At 71.0% G+C, this 23007-nt stretch carries 24 protein-coding genes and 1 pseudogene; 9 read left to right on the forward strand and 16 right to left on the reverse strand.

Features of this window, described 5'->3' with window-relative positions; genetic code table 11:
- Nucleotides 1-3 precede the first annotated feature (3 nt).
- Both EYW49_RS02260 and EYW49_RS02265 read right to left on the reverse strand, forming a co-directional pair.
- The gene (locus EYW49_RS02260) at nucleotides 4-810 is read right to left on the reverse strand and encodes a hypothetical protein (protein WP_131305532.1); all 807 of its coding nucleotides are present in this window, start codon (nucleotides 808-810) and stop codon (nucleotides 4-6) included.
- Between the two features lie 48 nt (nucleotides 811-858).
- Nucleotides 859-1065: a hypothetical protein gene (locus EYW49_RS02265; RefSeq protein ID WP_131305534.1), complete on the reverse strand. Its 207-nt coding sequence runs from the start codon at nucleotides 1063-1065 to the stop codon at nucleotides 859-861.
- 238 nt (nucleotides 1066-1303) lie between these two features.
- Here EYW49_RS02265 and EYW49_RS02270 point away from each other — a divergent pair, with 238 nt between their 5' ends.
- On the forward strand, nucleotides 1304-2413 hold the full coding sequence (locus EYW49_RS02270) for a hypothetical protein (RefSeq protein ID WP_131305536.1): 1110 nt from the start codon (nucleotides 1304-1306) through the stop codon (nucleotides 2411-2413).
- Between the two features lie 18 nt (nucleotides 2414-2431).
- Here the strand turns inward: EYW49_RS02270 and EYW49_RS02275 are convergent, their stop codons facing one another.
- From EYW49_RS02275 to EYW49_RS02285, 3 genes are read right to left on the reverse strand one after another with little or no spacing between them, the layout of a single operon-like run.
- Nucleotides 2432-2824, reverse strand: coding sequence for a DUF1491 family protein (locus tag EYW49_RS02275; protein WP_131305538.1), 393 nt, complete (start codon nucleotides 2822-2824; stop codon nucleotides 2432-2434).
- 41 nt (nucleotides 2825-2865) lie between these two features.
- Nucleotides 2866-3753 carry a peptidoglycan-binding domain-containing protein gene (locus EYW49_RS02280; RefSeq protein ID WP_131305540.1) on the reverse strand — a complete coding sequence of 296 codons (888 nt, stop codon included), beginning with the start codon at nucleotides 3751-3753 and terminating at the stop codon, nucleotides 2866-2868.
- A 44-nt stretch (nucleotides 3754-3797) separates the two neighbouring features.
- Nucleotides 3798-5609 carry a PAS domain-containing sensor histidine kinase gene (locus tag EYW49_RS02285; protein WP_131305542.1) on the reverse strand — a complete coding sequence of 604 codons (1812 nt, stop codon included), beginning with the start codon at nucleotides 5607-5609 and terminating at the stop codon, nucleotides 3798-3800.
- A gap of 339 nt (nucleotides 5610-5948) precedes the next feature.
- On the opposite strand from EYW49_RS02285, the gene EYW49_RS23355 reads away from it, so the two are divergent.
- Both EYW49_RS23355 and EYW49_RS02295 read left to right on the forward strand, forming a co-directional pair.
- Nucleotides 5949-6338: a DUF5330 domain-containing protein gene (locus EYW49_RS23355; protein ID WP_228259415.1), complete on the forward strand. Its 390-nt coding sequence runs from the start codon at nucleotides 5949-5951 to the stop codon at nucleotides 6336-6338.
- A gap of 65 nt (nucleotides 6339-6403) precedes the next feature.
- The gene (locus EYW49_RS02295) at nucleotides 6404-6832 is read left to right on the forward strand and encodes a SufE family protein (RefSeq protein ID WP_228259418.1); all 429 of its coding nucleotides are present in this window, start codon (nucleotides 6404-6406) and stop codon (nucleotides 6830-6832) included.
- A 78-nt stretch (nucleotides 6833-6910) separates the two neighbouring features.
- Here EYW49_RS02295 and EYW49_RS02300 read toward each other — a convergent pair whose 3' ends face one another.
- Nucleotides 6911-7750, reverse strand: coding sequence for a DUF6456 domain-containing protein (locus tag EYW49_RS02300; RefSeq protein ID WP_228259421.1), 840 nt, complete (start codon nucleotides 7748-7750; stop codon nucleotides 6911-6913).
- The gene (locus EYW49_RS02305) at nucleotides 7747-8211 is read right to left on the reverse strand and encodes a helix-turn-helix domain-containing protein (protein WP_131305546.1); all 465 of its coding nucleotides are present in this window, start codon (nucleotides 8209-8211) and stop codon (nucleotides 7747-7749) included. The genes EYW49_RS02300 and EYW49_RS02305 overlap by 4 nt, the downstream gene beginning before the upstream one ends.
- Before the next feature lie 188 nt (nucleotides 8212-8399).
- On the opposite strand from EYW49_RS02305, the gene EYW49_RS23230 reads away from it, so the two are divergent.
- Nucleotides 8400-8798 carry a DUF6477 family protein gene (locus EYW49_RS23230; protein ID WP_206365358.1) on the forward strand — a complete coding sequence of 133 codons (399 nt, stop codon included), beginning with the start codon at nucleotides 8400-8402 and terminating at the stop codon, nucleotides 8796-8798.
- A 110-nt stretch (nucleotides 8799-8908) separates the two neighbouring features.
- On the opposite strand, the gene EYW49_RS02315 is transcribed toward EYW49_RS23230, so the two are convergent.
- Nucleotides 8909-9331, reverse strand: coding sequence for a MucR family transcriptional regulator (locus EYW49_RS02315; protein ID WP_131305548.1), 423 nt, complete (start codon nucleotides 9329-9331; stop codon nucleotides 8909-8911).
- Nucleotides 9332-10019: 688 nt separating this feature from the next.
- Between EYW49_RS02315 and EYW49_RS02320 the strand changes: the two genes are divergently transcribed.
- A complete protein-coding gene (locus EYW49_RS02320) occupies nucleotides 10020-12125 on the forward strand; it encodes a S9 family peptidase (RefSeq protein WP_131305550.1) in 2106 nt (701 codons plus the stop codon).
- A 51-nt stretch (nucleotides 12126-12176) separates the two neighbouring features.
- On the opposite strand, the gene EYW49_RS02325 is transcribed toward EYW49_RS02320, so the two are convergent.
- The 4 genes from EYW49_RS02325 to EYW49_RS02340 form a co-directional block, all read right to left on the reverse strand.
- Complete coding sequence (locus EYW49_RS02325; protein ID WP_131305552.1) at nucleotides 12177-12383, reverse strand: YgaP family membrane protein; 207 nt, start codon at nucleotides 12381-12383, stop codon at nucleotides 12177-12179.
- 134 nt (nucleotides 12384-12517) lie between these two features.
- The gene (locus tag EYW49_RS02330) at nucleotides 12518-13183 is read right to left on the reverse strand and encodes a Crp/Fnr family transcriptional regulator (protein WP_206365359.1); all 666 of its coding nucleotides are present in this window, start codon (nucleotides 13181-13183) and stop codon (nucleotides 12518-12520) included.
- A 52-nt stretch (nucleotides 13184-13235) separates the two neighbouring features.
- Complete coding sequence (locus EYW49_RS02335) at nucleotides 13236-13835, reverse strand: response regulator (RefSeq protein WP_131305556.1); 600 nt, start codon at nucleotides 13833-13835, stop codon at nucleotides 13236-13238.
- Between the two features lie 162 nt (nucleotides 13836-13997).
- A complete protein-coding gene (locus tag EYW49_RS02340; RefSeq protein WP_131305558.1) occupies nucleotides 13998-14597 on the reverse strand; it encodes a superoxide dismutase in 600 nt (199 codons plus the stop codon).
- A gap of 482 nt (nucleotides 14598-15079) precedes the next feature.
- Between EYW49_RS02340 and EYW49_RS02345 the strand changes: the two genes are divergently transcribed.
- Nucleotides 15080-15961, forward strand: a complete 882-nt coding sequence (locus EYW49_RS02345; protein ID WP_131305560.1) for a thermonuclease family protein — start codon at nucleotides 15080-15082, stop codon at nucleotides 15959-15961.
- Here EYW49_RS02345 and EYW49_RS02350 read toward each other — a convergent pair.
- Complete coding sequence (locus tag EYW49_RS02350; protein WP_131305563.1) at nucleotides 15934-16803, reverse strand: branched-chain amino acid aminotransferase; 870 nt, start codon at nucleotides 16801-16803, stop codon at nucleotides 15934-15936. The two genes, EYW49_RS02345 and EYW49_RS02350, sit on opposite strands and share 28 nt — an antisense overlap.
- A 179-nt stretch (nucleotides 16804-16982) precedes the next feature.
- Between EYW49_RS02350 and EYW49_RS02355 the strand changes: the two genes are divergently transcribed.
- A complete protein-coding gene (locus tag EYW49_RS02355) occupies nucleotides 16983-17645 on the forward strand; it encodes a haloacid dehalogenase type II (protein ID WP_131305565.1) in 663 nt (220 codons plus the stop codon).
- A 119-nt stretch (nucleotides 17646-17764) separates the two neighbouring features.
- On the opposite strand, the pseudogene EYW49_RS23360 reads toward EYW49_RS02355, so the two are convergent.
- A pseudogene (locus EYW49_RS23360) lies at nucleotides 17765-17995 on the reverse strand (esterase-like activity of phytase family protein); the annotation flags it as partial.
- 157 nt (nucleotides 17996-18152) lie between these two features.
- Here EYW49_RS23360 and EYW49_RS02365 point away from each other — a divergent pair.
- Complete coding sequence (locus EYW49_RS02365; RefSeq protein ID WP_165498102.1) at nucleotides 18153-19187, forward strand: CorA family divalent cation transporter; 1035 nt, start codon at nucleotides 18153-18155, stop codon at nucleotides 19185-19187.
- A gap of 31 nt (nucleotides 19188-19218) precedes the next feature.
- Here the strand turns inward: EYW49_RS02365 and EYW49_RS02370 are convergent, their stop codons facing one another.
- Both EYW49_RS02370 and EYW49_RS02375 read right to left on the reverse strand, forming a co-directional pair.
- On the reverse strand, nucleotides 19219-20604 hold the full coding sequence (locus EYW49_RS02370; RefSeq protein WP_131305569.1) for a M20/M25/M40 family metallo-hydrolase: 1386 nt from the start codon (nucleotides 20602-20604) through the stop codon (nucleotides 19219-19221).
- Nucleotides 20605-20633: 29 nt separating this feature from the next.
- Nucleotides 20634-22154 carry a helicase HerA-like domain-containing protein gene (locus EYW49_RS02375; RefSeq protein WP_131305571.1) on the reverse strand — a complete coding sequence of 507 codons (1521 nt, stop codon included), beginning with the start codon at nucleotides 22152-22154 and terminating at the stop codon, nucleotides 20634-20636.
- Between the two features lie 327 nt (nucleotides 22155-22481).
- Here EYW49_RS02375 and EYW49_RS02380 point away from each other — a divergent pair, with 327 nt between their 5' ends.
- A complete protein-coding gene (locus EYW49_RS02380; RefSeq protein WP_131305573.1) occupies nucleotides 22482-22937 on the forward strand; it encodes a hypothetical protein in 456 nt (151 codons plus the stop codon).
- Nucleotides 22938-23007 lie beyond the last annotated feature (70 nt).

Below are 23007 nucleotides of genomic sequence, written 5' to 3' on the forward strand. Positions count from 1 at the left end.
GGCTCACTTCTGCGGCACGTCCTCGTGGATGCCGGCGCCGGTGGCGTAGCGCGAGCGGCCGGGAGGCTCGGGGGCGGTGCCGTGCGGGGCGGCGGGGAAGTCGCGCTCGGCGGCGTCGACCGCGGCCTTCAGGGCGTTCCAGGCGAGATTGGCGGTGTAGAGGCGATCGGACGGCGTCTCCACCTCGATCCGATCGATGGCGCGGCGATAGGCGGCGAGGCGCAGGCGCATCGACCGCCACACCCAGTCGACCACCCGGGCGTTCTCGTCGATGCGGGCATAGGCGTCCTTCAACTCCGGCGGCGCGACGTCGCGGCGGCCGTCGACCTCGCCGAGTCGGGCGCGGTCGTCGTCGCGGACGCGGCGCGCCTCGGCCCAGAACGGGCCGACCAGGGCGGCGTCGGCGCGCATGTCGGCGATCATCCGGTTCCACCGCGCCTCGCTCGAGCGGAAGGGATCGCGGCGCAGGTAGTTGTAGTAGCCGTCGGGGTCGAAGCGGGGATCGACGGTCGGCAGGATGCGGGTGCGCTGCCACTCGACCAGCGAGGCGCCGAACCAGTCGCGGGCATGGGGCGGGCGCACCAGGCTCCAGGCGCGGTCGCGCAACACGCCCTCGCGGTCGGTGCGGTTGAAGTCGGAGACCAGTTCGCCGCGCCCGTGGCGGGCGATCTGGTCGCCGAGCGCCGGCAACCAGGAATCGTCGACGACGTTGCGTTCGGCACGCCCGAAGTCACCAGTCGCGCGACCGCAGCCGGCGAGGCCGAGGACGGCGGCGACGATCACCGTCGCGTGGAGGACTGCGGGAGTCATGGCGCTCTCCGGGCGGCGGCCGAGGGGCGGCGGGACCCGCGACGGGCCTCAGAGGGCACGGCGGCGGTGCTTCCGGCGCGGATTCGGCGGCACCACGCCCGGCGGTTCGTCGTGACGATCGGGCGGGAGCGCGGTCCAGCGTTCGATGCGGACCCCGGTGAAGAACACCACTTCGCCCATCGCCCCGGCGAGCGGCGGCGCTCCCCGCGAGGTGCGCGGGCGGGGCAGCGGCGGAAAGGCAAGGACGTCACCCATGGTGTTCCCTCGCGTCTTCGGAAGAGGAATGCGGTCGCCGAGGCCGCCCAGCGACGGCGGCAGGCGATCACGACCCGACGGTCCACGTCCGGGTCCGGACGCGTCCGATACGCACTTTCTGCGACGATCTGTGCCCCTTCATGGTTAACGAAGCGTTAAATACAATCTTCGAAACTGATTCTCGGCGGGACCGTGGTCGCGTCGCCTCACCGCCGAACGACAACGAGAAGGGGACCCGATGCCCCACAGTACCGACGACCCGATCGCGCCGTCCTCCCCGCCCCCGACCTCGACCACCTCCGCCTCGGTCCTGCGCAACGCCGTGGATCTGTTCGTCCGGGATCCGTCCCACGAAAAGGCGGAAATCCGCACCTTCGCCGATCTGGTCGGGGGGCTTCTCGACGACGTCGGGCTCGAGGATCGGTGCGAGGTGTCGAATCGGCTCGCCGGGCGCGCCGACCTGCTGCCGGCCCTGGCGCGGCGTCTGGCGATGGACGATCCGCGGGTCGCCGCGCCGATGGTGGTGCGCTCGCCGGTGCTGACCTCGGCCGATCTGGTGCAGATCATGCGCTGCGGGCCGGGGCACGTGCGGCTGGTCGCCGAGCGGCTCGATCTCGCCCCCGACGTCGCCGCCTCGCTGACCCGGCCGATGCCCTTCGATCTGGCGCCGTCCGAGGCGCGGCCGCGACCGCACGCCACCGAACCGGTCGCCGCGGCGATCGTCGTGCCGGCGGCCGAGCCGCCGACCGCCTCGCCGTCGCGCTCGGCGACGGAGGCGCGGGCGGAGCCGCGGGTCACCAGCGTGGCGACCTTCCTGGCGCTCGATCCGGCGACCCGTTGGCGGGCGATCCAGGACGGTGCCACCGCCGCGGCGCTCGGCGCGGCCCCGAGCCGGTCGCGGCGCAAGGCGGTCGAGGCGATCGGGCCGCGGCTGTTCGCGGCGCTGGTGATCCACGACCGCCTCGCCTTCCGCGACGATCTCGCGGCGGCGTTGCGGCTCGATGTCGACGACGTCGCGCGGATCCTCGCCGACCCCCATGGGGAAGCCCTGGCGGTGTGTCTCGCCGCCCTCGGCATCGACGAACGTTCGGCGACCTCGATCCTGCTGCTCCACACCGGCGAACACGCCACCCTCGGTCAGATGCAGGACCTGTCGTCGCTGACTGCGCGGATCGGGTGGCGCACCGCCGAACATCTCCTCGGCCAATGGCGCGGGGTGGCGGCGACGCGGGGCGAGGCGCAAAGGGTGCTCGATCCGGCGGAGCGGCGCGACGACCGGCGCGAGACCGCGGTGCCGCGGCGCGAGGCGACCCGCGAGACCACGCCGCGGCGGCTCGGGGCGGAGTGAACGGACGGACGGCGGCGATCAGCCGCGCGGCGGCCATTCGACCGGCGGCGGCGACGGCCGGGCGGGATCATACGGCGGCGGCTCGATGAAGCAGCGCCCGTCGCGATCCTCGACGTCGACCAGCCACAGGTCCGAATCGAAGCGGCGTTCCGAGGCGATGCGGGCGAGCATGGTCGGGCGGTCGACGCGCGACAGCACCCGCTCGAAGGTGCGGGTGCCCTCGGCCGTCTCGCCGTCGTCGAGGCTCTGGGGGCGCGGCCCGTAGAGATCGCAGGTGCCGTCGAGGCGGTCGACGGTGACGAACACCGCACCGGCGATGGCGTCGCCGCCGTGGGCGACCGCGGCATGGGCCCCGGCGCCGAAGGCTCGGCGGATGAGGGCGGCGACCCAGATGTCGGAACGCAGGCGCATGCGGGCCTCCTCGGTGGCGGGGGGCGCGATGCGGCGATCGGTCAGCGTCGCGCCTGGGCGCCACCGAGCATCAGATCATAGACCAGACGATCGGACGGCTTGCCGGTCACCGGCCAGCCGCGATCGGCCTCGTAGCGACGCACCGCCGAGGTGGCGTGATCGTCCCAGCGGCCATCGGCCTTGAGCGGACCATAGCCCGCGCCGATCAGGGCGCGCTGAATCTTCTGCAGGCGTTCGTCGCCGCCGCGGGCCAGCGGTTCGCGCGCCGCGCGGCGGATGGTGGCGGTGGCGACCGGCGCCTCGACCTCGAGCGGCGCGACTTCCGCCGCGGCCGGCCAGGCGACCGCATCGGCGGCGGGCACGCGCAACGGCGGCGTCGGTCCGGTGGCGACGGCGCGGGCCGGCACCGTCGGGGCGGCCGGGGGCGGCGGCGGGGTGGGCGCCGCGGCGACGCTCGGCAAGGGCGGGGTGGCGCGCACCGCGGCGATCAGCAGATCGGTCGGCTCGCCGGTCTGCGGCGCCCCGAGGCGACGCTCGAAGGCGCGGATGGCGTCGGCGGTGGCCGGACCGACCACGCCGTCGAGCGGGCCGGTATAGAATCCGCGGTCGCGCAGGGCCAGTTGCAGATCCTGGATCGCCTGGGGCTGGTCGAGGGCGGCGGCGGGCTTGGGCCGCGGCAGCACGCTCGGCACCACCGGCGCGGTCGGTACGGCGGCGCCGCCGGTCGGGGCGGTCCGCGCCGGATCGGCGAGGCGGGTGGTGAAGAACGGATGGGGATGGGGCTTGGGCTGATTGGCGAAGGCGTTGGCGACGATCACCCCGACCATCACCAGCGACACGAAGATGCCGCCGGAGGTCACCGGATTGCGCAACACCGTCTCGACCATCCGGATCGGCAGGCTGCCGGCCACGTCGGGACCGTCGACCACGGAGCGGGCGTCCCGGGAGGTCGGACGAAGGGATCGCGGGGCGGTCATGCGCGTTTCTGCCTGGGCTCGGAGACGGGGACGACGGGGACGAGATCGACGACGCGGGCGGTGCGGGGCGGCGCCGCGGCTTCGCCCGCGAAGGGCAGGCGCACGGTGACGCAGGTGCCTTCGCCGAGGCGGCTCTCGATGCGCATCGATCCGCCGTGCAGTTCGGCCAGACCCTTGACCACGGAGAGACCGAGCCCGGTGCCCTCGTGACGACGATCGTAGCCGGAATCGGCCTGGACGAAGGGCGTGCCGAGGCGCACCACGTCCTTTTCGGCGATGCCGATGCCGGTGTCGCGCACCCACAGGGCGACGTCGGTGCCGTCGCGGCGGGCGCCGAAGGTCACGGCGCCGCCGCGGTCGGTGAACTTCACGGCATTGGACAGGAGATTGATCAGGATCTGGCGGCAGGCGCGGCGATCGGCGACCACCTCCGGCATCTCGGGCAGCGGCTGCAGCGCCAGCGTCAGGCCGCGCTCCTCGGCCTGATGGGTCATCATGTGGCCGATGCCGGACATCAGATCGGCGAGTTCGAAGGCTTCCGGCGCGACGTCGAAAGTCCCGGTCTCGATCTTCGACATGTCGAGGATGTCGTTGACCACCTGCAGCAGATGGGCCCCGGACTGGTGGATCAGGCCGACGTATTCCCGCTGGCGCGGATCGGGGAGCGCCCCGCAGATCTCGGTGCCGAGCATCTCGGAGAAGCCGATGATCGCGTTGAGCGGGGTGCGCAACTCGTGACTGACGTTGGCGAGGAAGCGGGTCTTGGCCTGGCTGGCGACTTCCGCCGCCTCGCGGGCCCGGATCACTTCGGCCTCCTGGGCCTTGCGCTCGGTGATGTCGCGGGTCACCGCGACGATCTTGGCGCTGCCCGACAGGGGATCGAATTCGCCGAGCGGCCGGCAGCGCATCTCCAGCCACAGCCAGCGGCCGCGGCCTTCGCCGGTCTCGCCGACGTGCAGGCGGAACTCGACCTGACTGGTCAATCCGCGAGTGACGGCGTCGGACAGGGCGGTGAGATAGGCCGGGCGGTCGCCGACATGGACCATGCGAAACAGCCCGTCGCCGCGGATGCTCGACGGCGGCACGCCGAGGACGCGTTCGACCGCGGGGGTCACGAAGACGATGTCGCCGTTGCCGGCATGGCCGGTGACGATGTCGGAGATGTTGTCGGCGACCAGGCGATAGTGGAGGCCGCGGCGACGGGCGACCTCTTCGCTGGCGCGGTGCAGCGCCTCCATGCGCAGCGCCAGGGCGCCGGTGTAGAGGACCGCGAGGATCGGGACCAGGGACCGCAGGCCGGCTCCGGCGGCGACGCTGGCCGGCAGGCTGCCGGCGACGTCGAAGGCGGCGACGAGGGCCAGCGCGGCCAGGGCGATGACGAATGCGGTGCGGGTGACGTCGCGACGGCCCGACAGCGCCGCTTCCATCGGCACGATGCCGAGGGCGAACAGGGCATAGGAGCCGAGGCCGCCGGTGAAGGCGCCGATCCAGGCGAGCAGCGCGCTGGTGATCACCGCGGCGAGGAGATGGCCGGCCATCAGGCGGCCGGTCTGGGACACGTAGAGGGCGAGCGGCGCCGGCGCGGTCAGGCCGATCAGCGCCACCGCTTCGACCAGTCCGGGGCGTCCCCAGACGCTGAGGTAGAGCGGCAGCAGGCCGAGCGCGAGCAGCCCGACGAACAGGTTGGCGGCGATGAAGGCGCGATGGCGGCGCCACACCAGGGGGTCGACGGTGGCCCGGACGTGCACGAGCCCGTCGACGAACCGATCGAACGGCGCCTGCAGGCCCTGATGACGTAACTCGCTCACTGGCTCACTCACAACTCGTGATACGCGGGGGCGGGTTGGTCCGCGACCTCCGGAAGCTTCGCATCCCGGACTTAACAGGCTGTTGAAGAGCGGTGGACCGGGGGGCACGCGGGCCCTCGGAAGGGGCCGTTCCGGGGCTCTCACCCCTCCTGGGAAGCCCTCCGCGACGGCGATCGGTGGTCATGGTGAACGTAGCGTTACCTCGCCGATCGATCCAATTTGAACGATCGCTCCAACCGGGACTTCACGGCTCTGCGCTAGGGTCGGACACGGATGGAAGCGGGATCGCCGTCGGCGCGCCCCTCCCTCCGGCCGGTCCGTCCTGCGAGGGTCACGTCCATGTTCTTCCTGCTCAGAGCCGCCTTCTGGCTCTCCCTGGTGGTGCTCCTGATCCCCTCCGGCGAAGAGGCGGCGCCGAGCGTGCCCGCGGCCCGTGCGGTCTCGACCTTCGAGGCGGTCGGCGCGGCCCATTCCACCTACGAAGATCTCAAGGGCTTCTGCGGCCGCAATCCCGACGCCTGCCAGACCGGCCGGGCCTTCGCCGACACGTTCTCGGCCAAGGCCCGCCACGGCGCACGATGGGTCTACGACCAGCTCGAGCCCAAGGACACGGCGCCGACCGGCTCGACCCCGTCGGCGACCGCCGGTCCTGCCCAGCCGCGCAACGGCCGGCCAATCGACGGACCGTTGCCGGTGCCGCGCCCGGCCTTCCGGCCCTCGCCGGCGTGACGCCGAGGCCGGTTCCCCCCTCCGCCGCGGCGGGGTATAGAGGGGCGAACCGGGAGACCCCGCCTTTGCCGAGCCTCGACGACATCCTCTCCGACTTCGACGTGATCGACGATTGGGAGGAGCGGTACCGCTACCTGATCGAACTCGGCCGCGGCCTGCCGCCCCTCGACGAGGCGGAGCGCACCGACGCCAACAAGGTGCGCGGCTGCGCCAGCCAGGTGTGGCTGTCGACGCGGATCGAAGCGGACGTCCCCGGGGACCCGCGTCTGTGGCTGACCGGCGATTCGGACGCCCACATCGTCAAGGGGCTGGTGGCGGTGATCCTGGCGATGTTCTCCGGCCGGCGGGCGAGCGAGATCCTCGCCCTCGATCCCGAGCCGACCTTCGCCGCCCTGCACCTGCGCGAACACCTCACGCCGCAGCGCGCCAACGGCGTCGCCTCGATGATCGAGCGCATCCGCCACGAGGCGCGCACCGCCCGCGCCGGGGTTTGAGAGAGCGCCCGATCGGAATGCAGTGAGTCGACGGCGGCGCACGGCGATCGGACCGATTCGGCTCGATCGGCGCTCACCCTAATCGCGACCCGCCGCCGTCCCGCCTCCGACGCTCGGCCGATAATCGGCCGCGCCCCAACGCCGGGTGCGGCCGGGGCCGTCGCGGCCGCGGGCTTCCTCGGCGAGACCGTAGTGCACGGCGAGCCGGCCGAGGGCGATGTCGAGCACCACCTTGGCCGAGCGCGCCGGCCAGTGACGCAGGCTCTCCACCGTCTCCAGTCCCTGCAGGAAACAGCAGACGTCGAGCAGGACGTCGGCGAGATCGCCGCGGCCGACCGTGTCGAGGGCGGCGTGGACCCTGTCGCGGGCGGCGAGCGCGCGGTCGGTGAGATCGCCGGGGCCGCCGGGCGGGCCGCCGCCGGTGCGACCGATCGACCAGTTGGAGGTCACGGTCGGCATCATCCGGGCGAGGGTGAAGTCGCGGCGCAGGCGTTCGCCGGCGGCGATGCGGGCCGGCGCGAGGAGGGCACGGCCGTCGCGATCGCGGCGGCGGGCGAGGCGGCCGAGCGGGCTCTCGGCCTCGTCGACCAGCACCGCCGGACCGGCCGGCTCGACCGCGCGGCGCACGACGTCGCCGTGGGCGGCGCGAAACCGGTCGACACCGAAGCCGCCGCGCAGGGCGTGACCAGCAGCGGTGAGGATCACCCGGTCGCCGCCGGCGGCGGCCTCGATGCGGATCACGCCCTCGGCGGCGAGGGCGGCGAGGAGATCCGGATCGACCCGCAGGCGACGCAGACCCTCGGATCCGAGGAGGCGCAGGACCGGCGGCGGACCGCCGTCGACGATCGCTTCGGCATCGCCGAGGAGGGCGATCAGGCGATCGCGGCGGCGGGTGGCGCGTTCGTCGCGGGAGGTCATGCGTCGGTCCCCAGTCCACGGGCCAGGCGCTGGCCGAGATCGGCGGCGGTCTCGATGGCCGCCACCACGCGATCGACGCGCGGGTCGTCGCGGCGGTCTTCGACCACCCGACAGGCATGGGCGACGGTGGTGCGGTCGCGATCGAAACGGCGGCCGACCTCGGTCAGCGACAGGGCGAACCAGACGTGGGCGACATACATCGCCACCTGGCGGGCGAAGGCGATGTGGGCGCCGCCGCGGCTGTCGGAGCGCAACTGATCGAGGCTGGTCTGGAAGGCCTGGGCGACGATCGCCTCCAGGCATCGGCACTGGGCGTCGATGGCATCGCCGCCGTCGATGCGGCCGCGGGCGCGGCGGCGCCGCGGGCGGCGTTGCGACGGCGTCCAGGGCCGCAGGGGCCCACGAAGGGCGGCCGCACCGGCCTCCGACCGGCCGGCACTCCCACATTCCGAAAACCGCATGGTGAATTCCTCCGTCCGAGCGCGATAGGAATAAATACCTTTCGATTATCGGAGACGTTCGGCGGGCGGGGATAACTAACGAGTTGTATGGTGAATTCGGACAATCATTCGGTGCGGGGACAAGTGCCGCACCGATCCCCGGGTGCGGGAGGGGTGCGAAGATCGGGACCTCGAACGAGGAGATCCCGATGACGGCGACGAAGAGCGAGACGGGGACGGCCGGCCGGAGCGGCGCGGCCACGCCGGGGTGGGCGACGAGGATCGCCGGACGCGAGGCCTATCGGCGCGAGCGGATGTTGCCGCGCCTGATCGCGGTCGGCCCCGAGGAGATCGCCGACGACACGGCGAGCGGGCGTTCGGCGGTGTTGCGGCGGCTGTTGCGGGCCCTGCGCGGCGAGCGGATGCGCGGGCGCGCCGGCCACTGGAGCTACAGTCTCGACCGCCATGTCGGGCTGGTGCAGGCGGCCGCCGCCGAGCGGCGCGCCCTGGCGCGGCAGCGGGTCCGCGAATGCGCCGCGATCCCAGGTGCGCCCGCCGGTGCGGCATCTCGCCTCGGGCCGGCCGATCGGCGCGGCGACGACGGCTGACGATCGACGCCGAATCGCGAGGCCCGGCCCGCCCCGCCCCCCCGGATACGACGAAGCCGCCGACCCGATCCGGGCGGCGGCTTCGTGCGATCGTCGGATCGAGCGGAGGCTCAGCGGGCGCCGCGGCGACGCTGCTGACCGAGGCCCATCTTCTTGGCGAGGTCGGAACGAGCCTGGGCGTAGTTGGGGGCGACCATCGGATAATCGGCCGGCAGACCCCACTTCTCGCGGTACTCTTCCGGAGTCATGTTGTACTGGGTGCGCAGATGGCGCTTCAGCGACTTGAACTTCTTGCCGTCTTCGAGGCAGATGATGTAGTCCGGGGTGACGGACTTCTTCAGCGGCACGGCGGGCTTCAGCGGCTCCGGCAGGGGCTCGGGAGCCACGCCCGAGGACGTGCGCTGCAGAGCGGCATAGACCTCGGCGATCAGCCCGGCCAATTCGGCCGACGGGACCGTATTGTTGCTGACGTAGGCCGACACGATGTCGGCCGCCAGATCGATCAGGTTGCTGCTTCCCGAAATGTCGCTCATTTGTCACCTGTCTCACATGAGGAACGCCGCACGGCCGTTCCGATTACAACGCATTCGATTCGGGGTTCACGCCGAATGTCGATTTCGAATCTGTTCCGAATTCGCACTCCCGAGCAATGAATCGCTTCGGCCCTCGATCGTATGCTTCCTATAGGCAGAACTTCACCAGAGCACAAGATATTGAAACCCCTCACGGGCGTTATTTCGCAGTCGACCATCGAAAAACGCATGTCCGCTCCATCATTGCGGCAAGGCGTGGCCGACGCCGCCAAGCAAAGTGCCGACGAGAGACCCTGCTCAGCCTCCGGCTATCGCGCTCGTAGGCCGCGAAGAAGGCTCGAGTCCGGAGCCGATGTTGGCGGCCGAGACACGCGAATCCCCCCGGCATCCGGCGCGAACTCGGGTCGATGGTTCCCCTTCTCCCCGGGGCACCTGCGATCGCGGGTGCGAGTGGGCGGACGCGACCGCGCACGGCCGGCGTCGGCGCCCAACAAAAGGTGGATCGGCGCGAGGATCGGCGAAGATGAACCGGGATGACGATCGCCCGGCGCCGAGTATCGATTTCGCCGGGGTTCGCCTGCCGAACGGCGAATCGCCGGGTCGTTCGCGACGGGCCTCCCCCGACCGGCCCGCACTGTTGTATGAACGAGCCGACGCTCGATCCGAGCCCGGACACGAAGGACGACCGATGACCGACATTTCCTGGGACGCCGGCCTCGCCGCACCGGAAGCCGCGCGGCGCCCGACGATGCGCCACGTCCACGGCGTCGCGCTCGGCGACGACTATGCCTGGCTGCGGGCCGACAACTGGCGCGAGGTGATGCGCGATCCGAACCGGCTCGATCCCGAGATCCGTGCCCATCTCGACGCCGAGAACGCCTATTGCGCGGCGATGCTGGCCGGCACCGAGGCGCTCCAGACCCGCCTCTATGCGGAAGCCGAAGGCCGCATCAAGCAGGACGATTCCAGCGTGCCGGCGCCCGACGGGCCCTGGGCCTATGGGCTGCGCTTCGCCCCCGGCGGTCAGCATCCGATCCACGTCCGCAGCCCCCGCGACGGTGGTCCCGAGGAGATCCTCCTCGACGGCGACGCGCGGGCGGCCGGGACCGCCTATTTCCGCCTGTCCGGCGTCGTCCATGCCCCCGACCATCGCCGTATCGTGTGGGGCGCAGACGAGAACGGCTCGGAATTCTTCACGCTGCGGGTGCGCGATCTGACAATGGGGGTCGATCTCGACGACCGCATCGAAGAGACCGGCGGCGAAGCGGTGTGGGCGGCCGACGGCCAGAGCTTCTTCTACGTCCGGCTCGATGCCGAACATCGGCCGTCGCGGGTGTTGCGCCATGTGATCGGCCGGCCGAGCGCCGAGGATTCGCTGGTCTACGAGGAGGCCGATGCCGGCTTCTTCGTCGGGCTCGACAAGACCCGCTCGGGCGCCTTCGTGGTGATCTCGGTGCACGACCACGAGACCTCGGAAGCCCTGGTGATCCCGGCCGATGCGCCGGCGACGCCGCCGCGGCTGATCGCGCCGCGGATCACCGCCGAGGAATACGAGATCGAGCACTGCGGCGATGCCTTCGTGATCCTGACCAACCACGGCGGCGCCGAGGACTTCCAGATCCTGACCACGCCGATCGACGCGACGGCCCGCGACTCGTGGCGGCCCCTGGTGCCGCACGTCGCCGGACGTCTGATCCTGTCGATGATCGCACTGGCCGACCACTTGGTGCGGCTGGAGCGGGTCGACGGTCTGCCGCGGCTGATCGTCCGCCGCCTCGCCGACGGCGCCGAACATGCGATCGCCTTCGACGAGGAGGCCTATTCGCTCGGCGCCTCGGCCGGCTACGAATTCGCCACCACCACGCTGCGCTTCACCTATTCGTCGATGACCACGCCGGTGCGGGTGTGGGACTACGACCTGGAGACCCGCGACCGGGTGCTGCGCAAGGAGCAGGAGGTGCCGAGCGGTCACGATCCGGCGGCCTATGTGACGCGCCGTCTGCAGATCGTCGCGCCCGACGGCGAAACCGTGCCGGTGTCGGTGCTGCACCGGCGCGACACGCCGATCGACGGATCGGCCCCCGCCCTGCTCTACGGCTACGGCGCCTATGGCATCGCCATTCCGGCGGCCTTCTCGACCGACATCCTGTCGCTGGTCGACCGTGGCTTCGTCTATGCCATTGCGCACGTGCGCGGCGGCAAGGACAAGGGCTGGCGTTGGTACGCGCTCGGCCGGCGCGAGCACAAGACCAACACCTTCGACGACTTCGTCACCGCCGCCGACGGCCTGATCGCCCACGGCTTCACCGCCGCCGGGCGGATCGTGGCGCGCGGCGGCTCGGCCGGCGGCATGCTGATGGGGGCGGTGGCCAATCGCGCCGGCGCGCTGTTCGGGGGAATCGTCGCGGAAGTGCCGTTCGTCGACGTGCTGACCACCATGCTCGACGCAAGCCTGCCCTTGACCCCGCCGGAATGGCCGGAATGGGGCAACCCGATCGAGGACGAGGCGGCGTTCCGCACCATCCTCGGCTACAGCCCCTACGACAACGTCGCCGCCCAGCCCTATCCGCCGATCCTGGCGCTGGCCGGGCTGACCGATCCGCGGGTGACCTATTGGGAACCGGCGAAATGGGTGGCCAAGCTGCGCGCCACCCGCACCGACGATCGCCCGGTGCTGCTCAAGACCGACATGGACTCCGGCCACGGCGGCGCCGCCGGCCGATTCGCGCGGCTGAAGGACGTCGCCCTGGTCCAGGCCTTCGCGCTCCTGGCGGTCGGCCGGGCGGGGGCCTGACCGCGCCGACGCGGATCCCGTCGGCGCCGCGGCGGCGGCGACGGGCCTCGCTCAGCGCTTGTCGATCGGGCAGGTGTTGATGCCGAGGAGCGTATAGGCCGGGCAGAAATTGAGGAAGGCGGTGGCGAGCGGCACGACGCCGATCCAGCCGATCCACTTCCATCCGAGGCTCGCCGGCGCCAGCAGAGCGAAGGCGATCAGCGCCAGCCCCACCACGATGCGCGCGATCTTGTCGATTCCACCGACGTTGCTGGTCATGACGCTCTCCGGTCGATTGCGGACGACGCGCCGGCGGCGCGGCGGCTCCGATCCCCGACCCTGACACGTCGACGAGCGGCCGTCGGTGACTTGGTCACACGGACGCGGCGCCTGCCCCCCGACCTTCGGACCGATCAATCGACCGGCGCGGCGAGCCGAGCGAGCGCGGCGGGATCGAGGATGTCGACGGCGCCGCGGCGGCGGCGCACCAGGCCGCGGCGCTCGAAGGCCTCGAGGTGGCGGCTGATCACTTCGCGGGCGGTGCCGAGTTCCACCGCGAGATCCTGATGGGTGACGGCGAGCGAGCCGCCCGGCGCCGCCGCGAGGTGACGGGCGAGGCGCCGCTCGATGCGGTGGAACACCGCCCGCTGCATGCAGTCGAGGATGCCGGCGACACGGTGGCCGAAGCCGGCGAAGACGAAGCGGCGGAACACGCCGGAATCGGCGAGCAGGCGCTCGAACAGGCGGCGCGGCAGCACCACCGCGCGGGTCGGCGCCTCGACCACGCCTTCGGCGGCATAGGCCTCGCCGGCGACCAGGGCGGCGGCGGTGAGCAGGCAGGATTGACCGGCGGCGACTCGGTAGAGGACGATTTCGCGGCCGGTGTCGGCGAGCATCTGGACACGGATCGAGCCGTCGAGCACCAGGAGATAGAGCTCGCACGGGGTACCGGGCGTGAACAGCACCGTCGACGGCGCCAAAGCGACCTCGCGCCCGTCGGCCAGCAGGCGGGCCCGGTCGGCCGCGGCGAGATCGGCGAGGTCGGGAAAGGCGTCGAGCCAGAGGGCGGGCACGGTCACGGGGACACCGGAGCGTCGCCGCCCCCGGCCGGACGATCCACCGGGCTGCGGCTCAATCGAGGAACATCGTATCGAGAACATGGGCCGGCGTCTCGCGCAACGCCACGTCGAGCCCGGGCACGGTGCGCGCCGGTTCGCGCCGGGGACGCGGGGACGCGCCGGCTTCGACGATCGGCGCGACGATCTCGGCGCGGCGGCGGCCGTGCAGGTCGGGGCCGTAGTAGCCGTCGCCCGAACGGACGTAGGGGAACGGCCGCTTCAGGGTGGTGGCGACGTGGCGCCGCAGCGAATCGGGCGACAGCGGCTTGACCAGGAAGCCGTCGGCACCGGCGTCGATCGCCGCCTCGACGATGCGCTTGTCGGAATGGCCGGTGACCATGACGATGGCCATCTCGGGATTGCTCAACCGATCGGTGCGGCGGGCGGCGCGGACCCAGTCGAGGCCGCTCTCGCCGGGCATCACCAGATCGACGAAGGCGAGGTCGACCGGCGCCCCGACGGCATGGCGGCGGGCCTCGGCGGGTTCGGAAAACAAGTCGATCCGCCGGAATCCGATGTGACGCAACATGGTGCGCAGCAGATTCTGGAAGTTGCGGTTGTCGTCGAGGACGAGGACGCGGACGTCGTCGAAAGTATCGTCCCGCTCCGTCATCGCCCCCTCCCCTACGTCAGGTCTCACGGCTCGACATAGCGGCAGGACCCTAATTTTCGGTTTCCGCAGTGTTTCCGTCGGGCGGTGATTCGGCCGGGCCGCAGAGACGAAACGGCCGGGCGCGAGGCCCGGCCGTAAAGAAACTTCCGAGGGACGCGACGATCACACCGCGGCTTCGTAGCGTTCCAGGACGTAATCCCAGTTGAGCAGGTGATCGACGAAGGCCTCGAGGAACTTGAGGCGCAGGTTGCGATAGTCGATGTAGTAGCCGTGTTCCCAGACGTCGGCGGTCAGGATCGGCGTGGCGCCGGTGACCAGGGGGTTCTCGGCGTTCGAGGTCTTGGTGATCGACAGCTTGCCGTCCTTCAGCGCCAGCCAGGCCCAGCCCGACCCGAACTGGGTGACGCCGGCCTGGATGAAGTCGGCGCGGAACTTGTCGTAGCCGCCGAGGTCGCGGTCGATCAGCGTCTGGATCTTGCCCGGGATCTTCTTGCCGCCGCCGCCCTTCTTCTGCCACAGCCAGAAATGGTGATGGTTGTAGTGCTGGGCGGCGTTGTTGAAGATCGGGACGTTCTTGCCGAAGCTGCCGGTGATCACGTCCTCGAGCGACTTGCCCTCGAACTCCGTCCCCTTGATCAGGTTGTTGAGGTTGGTGACGTAGGTCGCATGATGCTTGTCGTGATGAAATTCGAGGGTCTCGGCCGAGGTAAAGGGCGCGAGCGCGTCATAGGCATAAGGCAGCGGAGCGAGTTCGAAAGCCATCGCAAAACTCCTTCGTCGTCGGGAGGATCTCGGTCGACCGGGCGCAGGGCGCGGCGTCGCGAGGGAAGAGGGGCCGAGACGAAACATAGGGTTCCCTACGGATCGCGGCAACCTTCATGCTATGTTTTCGTTCGGTTTCGTCCTCGGTCGAGACCGATCCGCCGGTCTTCCCGCCGTTCCGGCCGACAGATGCGAGTCTCATGCCGCCCGTTCCGCCCCTCGCCACAACGATCCGCGAGATCCTCGCCCGCCTCGACGGCGTCGTGCGCCGGTCGCCGCAGGACGCCCCGCCGAACCCACGAAGCGGTTCGGCCGAGGCGTCCGCGCCGCCGCCGCGAGACGCAGTTCCGGCGGATGCCGCGCCCGACACCGCGGAAGCCGAGATCGGAGCGACGCCGGCGGTCCCGACGGCGAACCCCGATGTGACGCCGGTCCCGAGCGCCGAAGCAGCACCGGCCCCCGCCGAGACCGAGCCCGCGGCCGTGGCCGGTTTCATCCGATCGGCGGTGACGTCGCTCCGCGTGCCGCCGGTGGTGATCGGTGCGGTCGCCGGGGCGGTGCTGGTCGGGCTGGCGGTGGCGGCGCTGGTCGCGGCACGGCGCTCCGAGCCGCCGCCGGCGGTCGCCCCCCCGTCGGCGCCGGTCGCCGCCGTCGAGCGCCCGCGTGCGCTGTCGACCGAGGCGCAGATCGCGGCGCGACGGCTCGAGGCCTTCGCCGCACCGTCGACCTCGGAGATCGCCGAAGCGGCGCCGCCGGCGGCCGGTTTCGAGATGGCGTTCCGGGCCCAACCGCCCTTCGACGCCATCGATTCGGTGCTGTTCGACACGTTGCGGCAGCGCCTGAAGCTCCACGGCGTGGTTCCGGTGGGGCGCAACGAAATCTGTCTCGCCGAAGACGGGCGCCGCTTCGCCTGCGGCCTGATGGCCCGCGCCACCCTGCAGAACCACATCGCCGGCAAGGAACCGACCTGTGAGCGGGCGTTCCTCGCCGAGGATGCCCGCGCCGAGATGCTCGAGGTGCGCTGCAGCGTCGACGGCGAGGATCTGGCGCTGCACATGATCCGGGCCGGCTTCGCCTTTCCGGCGCTCCATGCCGGCGCGCACCATTTCGAGGCCCTGGCCGAGGCGAAGGCCCGCCGCGCCGGGGTCTGGGCCGGTCCCTACGAGCCGGCCCTCGAAGATCGGTCACGGGACGATTCGCGCGCCACGCCGTTCGGTTCGACGCGGGTGCGCAGCCCCTCGCCGAGCGAGGCCGGCACGACCCTGCCGGCGCTGATGAAGCCGAACGGCAACGCCCGACCGCTACCGCGCGGCCCCGAAGGCGCGGGCGGCGGCGTTCAGCCGCCGTGGGCGAAGTCCCAGTAGAGCCGGCGAGCGAGGCGATAGACCGGGCCGGGCTCGAGGACGCGGTGCTCGAAGCGGATGATCGGCATCACCTTGGTGTAGTTGCCGGTGGAGAACATCTCGTCGGCCTCGAGGAAATCCTCGTAGCGCAGGGTCTTCTCGACCACCGCGGTGCCGGCCTTGCGCAACAGATCGATGGTGCGCGCCCGGGTGATGCCGGCGAGATAGGTGCCGTTGGCGGCGGGGGTCAGGACGACGCCGTCCTTGACCATGAAGACGTTGGCGGACGCCAGTTCGGCGACGTTGCCGAGCAGATCGAGAACCAGGGCGTTGTCGAAGCCCTTGTCGCGGGCCTCGCGGGCGGCGCGGGCGTTGTTGGGATAGAGGCAGCTCGCCTTGGCGTTGGTCGGCATGCATTCCAGCGACGGGCGGCGGAAGCGCGACAGGGTCACCGAGATACCGGTGGGCTCGTGCATCGGCGCTTCCCACAAGGTCATGGCGAAGCGGGTGGAGGCGGGATCGGCACCGATCACCAGGGTCGGGTCGTCGAGTTCGCCCCAGTAGCTCGGCCGGATGTACAGCGCGGCGTCGCGAGCGAAGCGGCGGCGGCCTTCTTCGGCGAGTTCGATGATCTCCTCGCCGCGCAGCGTCGGGGCGAGACCGACCGCCAGAGCCGAAGCGTTGACCCGATGACAGTGGCGGTCGAGGTCGGGGGCCACGCCCTCGAAGGCGCGCGCCCCGTCGAACACCGAGGTGCCGAGCCAGAAGGCATGGGACCGCGGGCCGATCAGCGGCGGATTGCCCTCCAGCCAACGGCCGTCATACCAGGTCCAGGACATCGGCACTTCGTTTCCGTGGCTCATCGATCTCTCCTCGGGACGCCGGAACGGGGTGCGGACCACCGAGCGGTCCGCGGATGTTCGATCTTATACGATCGTCCGACAGGCGCACAACGCAGATCGGAATCCGCAGATCGGCCGTGCAAGAGAGTTCACACGGGGAGCGTTCCGGTACATGGTTCCGATCGATCCCGGAGAGACGCATGGCCCATTCGATCTATGTCTTCGACGCCTATGGCACGCTGTTCGACGTCCATGCCGCCGTGCGGCGCCACGCCGACGAGGTCGGACCGGAGGGCCAGTTGGTATCCGCCCTGTGGCGGGCCAAGCAACTGGAATATTCCTGGATGCTGACCATGATGGGTCGCTACCGGGACTTCTGGACGCTGACCGAGGAGGCGCTCGACTACGCCTTCGCGCGCGTCCCCCAGGCCAACCGCGCCAGCCGCGCCGCCCTGCTCGACAGCTACTGGAGCTGCGACGTCCATCCGGACGTGCCGGAGGTGCTGAAGCAGTTGAAGATGCGCGGCGCCAAACTGGTGATCCTGTCGAACGGCACCACCAAGATGCTGGAGGCGGCCTGCCGCTCGGGCGGCATCGACGACGTCATCGACGACATCGTCTCGGTCGACGAGATCCGGGTCTACAAGCCCGATCCGCGGGTCTACGACATGGTCGCGACCAAGTACCGGGTGTTCCCGGAAGCGGTGTCGTTCCAGTCGTCCAACCGCTGGGACGCCGCCGGGGCGACGGCCTTCGGCTTCCGCTCGGTGTGGGTCAACCGCAACAACCTGCCCGAGGAATATCACGACTTCCGCCCGGCCGCGGTGCTGCCGAGCCTCGAGGGCCTGCTGACCCTCGCCTGAGCGCCCCGCGCAATACCGCGTCGCCCGGCGTCCGCGCGACCGGCCTCGCGCGGGCCTCGATGCGACGACCGGGGGAGGCGCCGAGCCCCTCCCCCCCGCCGCGATGTGCGCTGCGCCGATCACTTCGCCTGCAGGAAGTCCTCGACCTCGAGCAGGACGAACTCGTTGTCGTCGTTCTCGTCGAGGGCACGGCCGGCCGAGTCGGGGAAGTTGTTGTCGTTGCCGACGACGATGTGGGTCGGATCGACCACGTCGACGTTCTCGATGGTGACGAGGGGGAAGCTCGGCTTGCCGTCCTTGCCACCCTGGCGGGCGAGCTTGTTCGGGTCCTGGATGTCGAGGAGATCGAGGGCGTAGTTCCAGGAGCGACCGGTCCGGTCGCGCTTGTCGATCGAGAATTCGGCGCTCCTGCGACGGGCCGCGGCCGTCGACAGCGCCGATCCGAGCGACTATGACGGCAACGACGGGATGGCACGGCGGCGACGCCGGAATGCGGAGCACAGGCGCATGGCGAGCGATGCGAACGTGACGCGAAACGCGAAGACGGCGCTGGGCGGCCTCGCGGAGGCCCTGCCGGGGCTGGTCTGCGCCTACGGCTTCGACGACGAAGGCGGCGGCCGGCTGCTCGGCAGCGCCGATCTCGCCACCGAATTGACCGCGACCTCCGGCTGGCTGTGGCTGCACTTCAACCTCGCCAACGCCCGCGCCCGCGACTGGATCGAAGAACACGCACCGCTGCCCGATTCGGCCAAGGAACTGCTGCTCGAAACCGACGACCATCTGTGTCTGATCGCCGAGGACGACGCGCTGCTCGGGGTGTTCGCCGACTTCCGCCGCGAGCTCGACCACGACACCCAGGACATCGCCCGACTGAAGTTCGCGCTGCATCGCCGCACCCTGGTGACCGGCCGGCGTCAGGCGCTGCATTCGGTCGACGAGGCGCGGCGCGCCATCGCCCAGGGCCAGACCTTCGAGGCCGGCGGCACCCTGCTGGAGCAGATCTTCGACAATTTCTCCAATCAGGTCGCGACCATGACGCGCGAGCTCGCCGACAAGCTGGAGACCATCGAGGACCGGGTGGTCGACGATCGGGTCGATCCTGACGACCTCCGGGTCGGTCCGGTCCGGCGCATGGCGCTGCGGCTCAACCGTCAGGTCGGCGCGCTGCGGATCCATTTCGCGGCGCTGGTCGAAAACCCCGAACGCGATCTGCCGGAAGACGTCTTCGCGATGACCGAGCGGGTGTCGCTGCGGCTCACCTCGCTCGGGCGCGACGTCGAAGCGATCCAGGAACGGGCGCGGATCATTCAGGAAGAAGTGTCGGCCAAGGCCGCCGAACACATGAACCGCCAGCTCTCGACCCTGTCGATCCTGACCGCCCTGTTCCTGCCGGCGACTCTGGTCACGGGCCTGTTCGGGATGAACACCAAGGGCCTGCCGTTCGACAGCGAAGAGATCGGCTTCTGGTACGCCTTCCTGGTGTGCATCGGCGGATCGGGGATCGTCTACCTGATCCTGCGCCGGCTCGGCGTGGTGAAGTGACGGCGGGCGCAGGTCCCGCCGTCGATTTCGTTCATTCCGCCAGCGCCGTCAGGATGCGCGCCCAGGAGCGGATGCCCTTGTGGAAGCTCTCGAGGTCGTACTTTTCGTTCGGCGAATGAATGCGGTCGTCGTCGAGGCCGAAGCCGACCAGCAGCGAGCGCATGCCGAGGATCCGCTCGAACGAGCCGACCACCGGAATCGAGCCGCCACCGCCGATCACCACCGCCGGCACGCCCCATTCCGCCTCGAGCGCGGTCAGGCCGACCTTCAGCCACGGGCTGTCCCAGGGCAGGGCCAGACCGGGGCTGCCGCCGTGGGGATGGAAGCTCGCGGTGGCGTCGGGCGGCAGGCGATCGCGGACATGAGCGCGGAAGGCCTCGCGGATCTTCGCCGGATCCTGACCGACGACCAGCCGGAACGACACCTTGGCCGAGGCGGTGGCCGGCAGCACGGTCTTGAAGCCGTCGCCGGTGTAGCCGCCGAGGATGCCGTTGAACTCGCAGGTCGGACGCGCCCAGACCTGTTCGAGGATCGAGCGGCCGACTTCGCCGGCCGGGGTCTTCAGACCGACCGGCGCAAGGAAGGTCGCCTCGGTGGTGCCGAGCGCCTCCCAGGACTTCCACACCTCGTCGGGCAGATCGCCGACGCCGTCGTAGAAGCCGGGCAAGGTGACGCGGCCGTCGGCGTCGTGGAGATCGGCGAGGACGTGGGTGAGGAGGCGGATCGGGTTCCAGGCGGGGCCGCCGAACAGCCCCGAATGGAGGTCGCGATCGGCGCAGGCGATGGTCACCTCCTCGCCGACCAGACCCCGCAGGCTGGCGGTGATCGCCGGGCGGCGGCGCGCCCACATGTTGGTGTCGCAGACCAGCGCCACGTCGCGGGCGAGTTCGTCCTTGTGGGCGGCGAGGAAGGGCTCGAGCGAAGGGGAGCCGGATTCCTCCTCGCCCTCGAGCAGCACGGTGACGCGCACCGGCAGGCGGCCGTCCTCGGCGAGCAGCGCCCGCACCGCTTCGATGAAGGTCAGGGTCTGGCCCTTGTCGTCGGCGGCGCCGCGGCCGACGATCACCTTCACGCCGTCCTGGACTTCGATCTTGGGATCGAAGGGATCGGAGCGCCACAGGTGCAGCGGATCGACCGGCTGGACGTCGTAATGGCCGTAGAACAGCACGTGGCGGGCTTCATCGGCGACCGGGCCGGTCCAATGGGCGACGACCATCGGATGGCCGGGGGTCTCGCGCAACGACGCTTCGAAGCCGAGGCCCTCGAGTTCGGCGACGCACCAGGTGCCGGCCATGCGGACTTCGTCGGCGTAGGCGGGATCGGCGGAGATCGACTTCAGGCGCACGAAGGCGAACAGGCGCTCGAGGCTCGCCGGCAGAGCGGCGTCGATACGGTCGAGGGCGGAAGCGAGGGACATCGGCGGAACCTTCCCGGGTCGGATGGAGATCAACGCTTGAGGAGAGAGCCGAGCACGCCGCGCACCAGGGCATTGGTGATCTGGCGTCCGGCGGCGGAAGCGGCGGAGCGGGCGGCCGAGGTCAGGATCGCCTCGCCGAGGGTCTGGGAGCGCGGGCCGCCGACGCGACGCGAGGCGAGCCCGCCGACGCTCGACAGGACGCCGCCGAGCATGCCGTCGAAGAAGCCGCCGCCGCTCGGTGCGGGCGCCGACTCGCTCGGGGCGGGGGCGGCGACCTTGCCGCGCAGTTTTTCCCAGGCCGAGGGGCGATCGACGGTGACGTCGTAGCGGCCGGCGAGCCGCGAGGCGGCGACCGCCGCGGTGCGCTCGGCGGGGGTCAGCGGGCCGACGCGGGCCTCGGGCGGGCGGATCAGGGTGCGCTGGACGATCGACGGCACGCCCTTGCCGTGCAGCATCGACACCAGCGCCTCGCCCACCGCCAGTTCGGTGATCGCCGCTTCGGTGGAGAAGGCCGGGTTGGGGCGGAAGGTCTCGGCGGCGGCGCGTACCGCCTTCTGCTCGCGCGGCGTGAAGGCGCGCAGCGCGTGCTGGATGCGATTGCCGAGCTGAGCGGAGACGCTGTCGGGGACGTCGAGGGGGTTCTGGGTGACGAACCACACGCCGACCCCCTTGGAGCGGATCAGCCGGACCACCTGTTCGATCTTGGCGAGCAGGGCCGGCGGCGCCTCGTCGAACAAGAGATGGGCCTCGTCGAAGAAGAAGACGAGCTTCGGCCGGTCGAGATCGCCGACCTCGGGCAGTTCCTCGAACAGTTCCGACAGGAGCCACAGCAGGAAGGTGGCGTAGAGGCGCGGATTGGCCATCAGTCGATCGGCGGCCAGCACGTTGACGGTGCCGCGGCCCTGGGCATCGGTGGCGATCAGATCGGCGACGGCCAGCGCCGGCTCGCCGAAGAAATGCACCGCGCCCTGCTGTTCGAGCACCAGCAACTGGCGCTGGATGGCGCCGACGCTGGCCTTGGAGACGTTGCCGTAGTCGACGGTCAGCTGATCGGCGCGCTCGGCGACATGGGCCAGCGCGGCACGCAGATCCTTGAGGTCGAGGAGCAGGAGGCCTTCCTCGTCGGCGAGCTTGAAGACGATGGCGAGCACGCCCTCCTGGGTGTCGTTGAGCCCCATCAGGCGCGACAGCAGGAGCGGCCCCATCTCCGAAACGGTGGCGCGGATCGGATGACCCTGCTCGCCGAACAGGTCCCAGAAGACGACCGGGAAGGTCTTCGGCGCCCAGTCGTCGAGGCCGATCGCCCGGCAGCGGGCGTCGATCCAGTCCTTGCGGGTGCCGGGCGCGGCGATGCCGGAGAGGTCGCCCTTGACGTCGGCGGCGAACACCGAGACGCCGGCCGCGGCGAGGCCCTCGGCCATCACCTGCAGCGACACGGTCTTGCCGGTGCCGGTGGCGCCGGTCACCAGACCGTGGCGGTTGGCGAAGCGCAGCTCGAGCCACTCGGGTTCGACGCTCCGGCCCAGATCGACGCCGCCGTTGATCGCCATGTGTCGCCGTCTCCTTCGTTGCCACTCTTCCTATAGGCCGGCGGCGGCGGCTTGGGAACCGGCTGCGGGGCGCGCGTCCCCCGCCCACAGCCCGCGGCGGCAGGGTCCACGAGGACTCGCAGCCGGCCGGCGAAGTCCCGGCGCCGACTTGCCTTTCCACCCTGGATGGTGTCAATTGCCGCGGTCGTCCGGACGTCCGGCGGCCCGTCTTCCGCGCCGTCCGCCGTGCCCTTCGACGGTCCGGCGGCCGCGGACGGCGACCACGGCTCCCCTCCCCCGCCCTCCCGCCGTGCGCACCCGCGACGGCCTTCTCTCGGGACCCCCGCCATGCAGCAGGATCTCATCGACACGCTCGCCGGACAGGTCGGCATCGAACCGGCGCTCGCCGAGAAGGCCACCTCGATGATCGTCAACTTTCTCTCGAATCAGGCCTCGCCGGAGCTGACCGAGACGATCCGGCAATACCTGCCGAACTTCGACGCGATCGCCGCGACGGGCGCCGCCCATACCGCGGCGGCGGAAGCCGCCGACGGCGCCACCGGGGTGCTCGGCGGCCTGACCGGCGGTGGCCTGATGGGCGCTCTGGGCAGTCTGATGGGCGGCGACGGGGCGATCGGTCAGGCGATGGCCCTGCTCGGTCATCTCGGCAAGGACGGGCTCGAAATCGGCCAGGTGCAGGCGCTGGCCGGCGGACTGATCGGCCATCTGCGTCAGGTCGCCGGCGACGAGGTGGTCGACAGGCTGGTCGCCGAGATCCCCGGGGTCGGTCACTTCCTCGGGTGACGGAGCCGCCGCGGTCGCCGGTGCGGCTATTGAAGAATCGGGCGTTTCGTTTCAACTTCCCCGAGGGCAG

The sequence above is a fragment of the Siculibacillus lacustris genome, from assembly GCF_004328075.1.
In the GTDB taxonomy this organism is placed as follows: Bacteria; Pseudomonadota; Alphaproteobacteria; order Rhizobiales; family Ancalomicrobiaceae; genus Siculibacillus; species Siculibacillus lacustris.

Bases quoted from the DNA above. Each gene is read 5' to 3' on its own strand.
- EYW49_RS02260 (WP_131305532.1), bottom strand. From the start codon at position 810: ATGACTCCCGCAGTCCTCCACGCGACGGTGATCGTCGCCGCCGTCCTC.
- EYW49_RS02265 (WP_131305534.1), bottom strand. From the start codon at position 1,065: ATGGGTGACGTCCTTGCCTTTCCGCCGCTGCCCCGCCCGCGCACCTCG.
- EYW49_RS02270 (WP_131305536.1), top strand. From the start codon at position 1,304: ATGCCCCACAGTACCGACGACCCGATCGCGCCGTCCTCCCCGCCCCCG.
- EYW49_RS02275 (WP_131305538.1), bottom strand. From the start codon at position 2,824: ATGCGCCTGCGTTCCGACATCTGGGTCGCCGCCCTCATCCGCCGAGCC.
- EYW49_RS23355 (WP_228259415.1), top strand. From the start codon at position 5,949: ATGTTCTTCCTGCTCAGAGCCGCCTTCTGGCTCTCCCTGGTGGTGCTC.
- EYW49_RS02300 (WP_228259421.1), bottom strand. From the start codon at position 7,750: ATGACCTCCCGCGACGAACGCGCCACCCGCCGCCGCGATCGCCTGATC.
- EYW49_RS02305 (WP_131305546.1), bottom strand. From the start codon at position 8,211: ATGCGGTTTTCGGAATGTGGGAGTGCCGGCCGGTCGGAGGCCGGTGCG.
- EYW49_RS23230 (WP_206365358.1), top strand. From the start codon at position 8,400: ATGACGGCGACGAAGAGCGAGACGGGGACGGCCGGCCGGAGCGGCGCG.
- EYW49_RS02315 (WP_131305548.1), bottom strand. From the start codon at position 9,331: ATGAGCGACATTTCGGGAAGCAGCAACCTGATCGATCTGGCGGCCGAC.
- EYW49_RS02320 (WP_131305550.1), top strand. From the start codon at position 10,020: ATGACCGACATTTCCTGGGACGCCGGCCTCGCCGCACCGGAAGCCGCG.
- EYW49_RS02325 (WP_131305552.1), bottom strand. From the start codon at position 12,383: ATGACCAGCAACGTCGGTGGAATCGACAAGATCGCGCGCATCGTGGTG.
- EYW49_RS02335 (WP_131305556.1), bottom strand. From the start codon at position 13,835: ATGACGGAGCGGGACGATACTTTCGACGACGTCCGCGTCCTCGTCCTC.
- EYW49_RS02340 (WP_131305558.1), bottom strand. From the start codon at position 14,597: ATGGCTTTCGAACTCGCTCCGCTGCCTTATGCCTATGACGCGCTCGCG.
- EYW49_RS02350 (WP_131305563.1), bottom strand. From the start codon at position 16,803: ATGAGCCACGGAAACGAAGTGCCGATGTCCTGGACCTGGTATGACGGC.
- EYW49_RS02355 (WP_131305565.1), top strand. From the start codon at position 16,983: ATGGCCCATTCGATCTATGTCTTCGACGCCTATGGCACGCTGTTCGAC.
- EYW49_RS02365 (WP_165498102.1), top strand. From the start codon at position 18,153: ATGGCGAGCGATGCGAACGTGACGCGAAACGCGAAGACGGCGCTGGGC.
- EYW49_RS02370 (WP_131305569.1), bottom strand. From the start codon at position 20,604: ATGTCCCTCGCTTCCGCCCTCGACCGTATCGACGCCGCTCTGCCGGCG.
- EYW49_RS02375 (WP_131305571.1), bottom strand. From the start codon at position 22,154: ATGGCGATCAACGGCGGCGTCGATCTGGGCCGGAGCGTCGAACCCGAG.
- EYW49_RS02380 (WP_131305573.1), top strand. From the start codon at position 22,482: ATGCAGCAGGATCTCATCGACACGCTCGCCGGACAGGTCGGCATCGAA.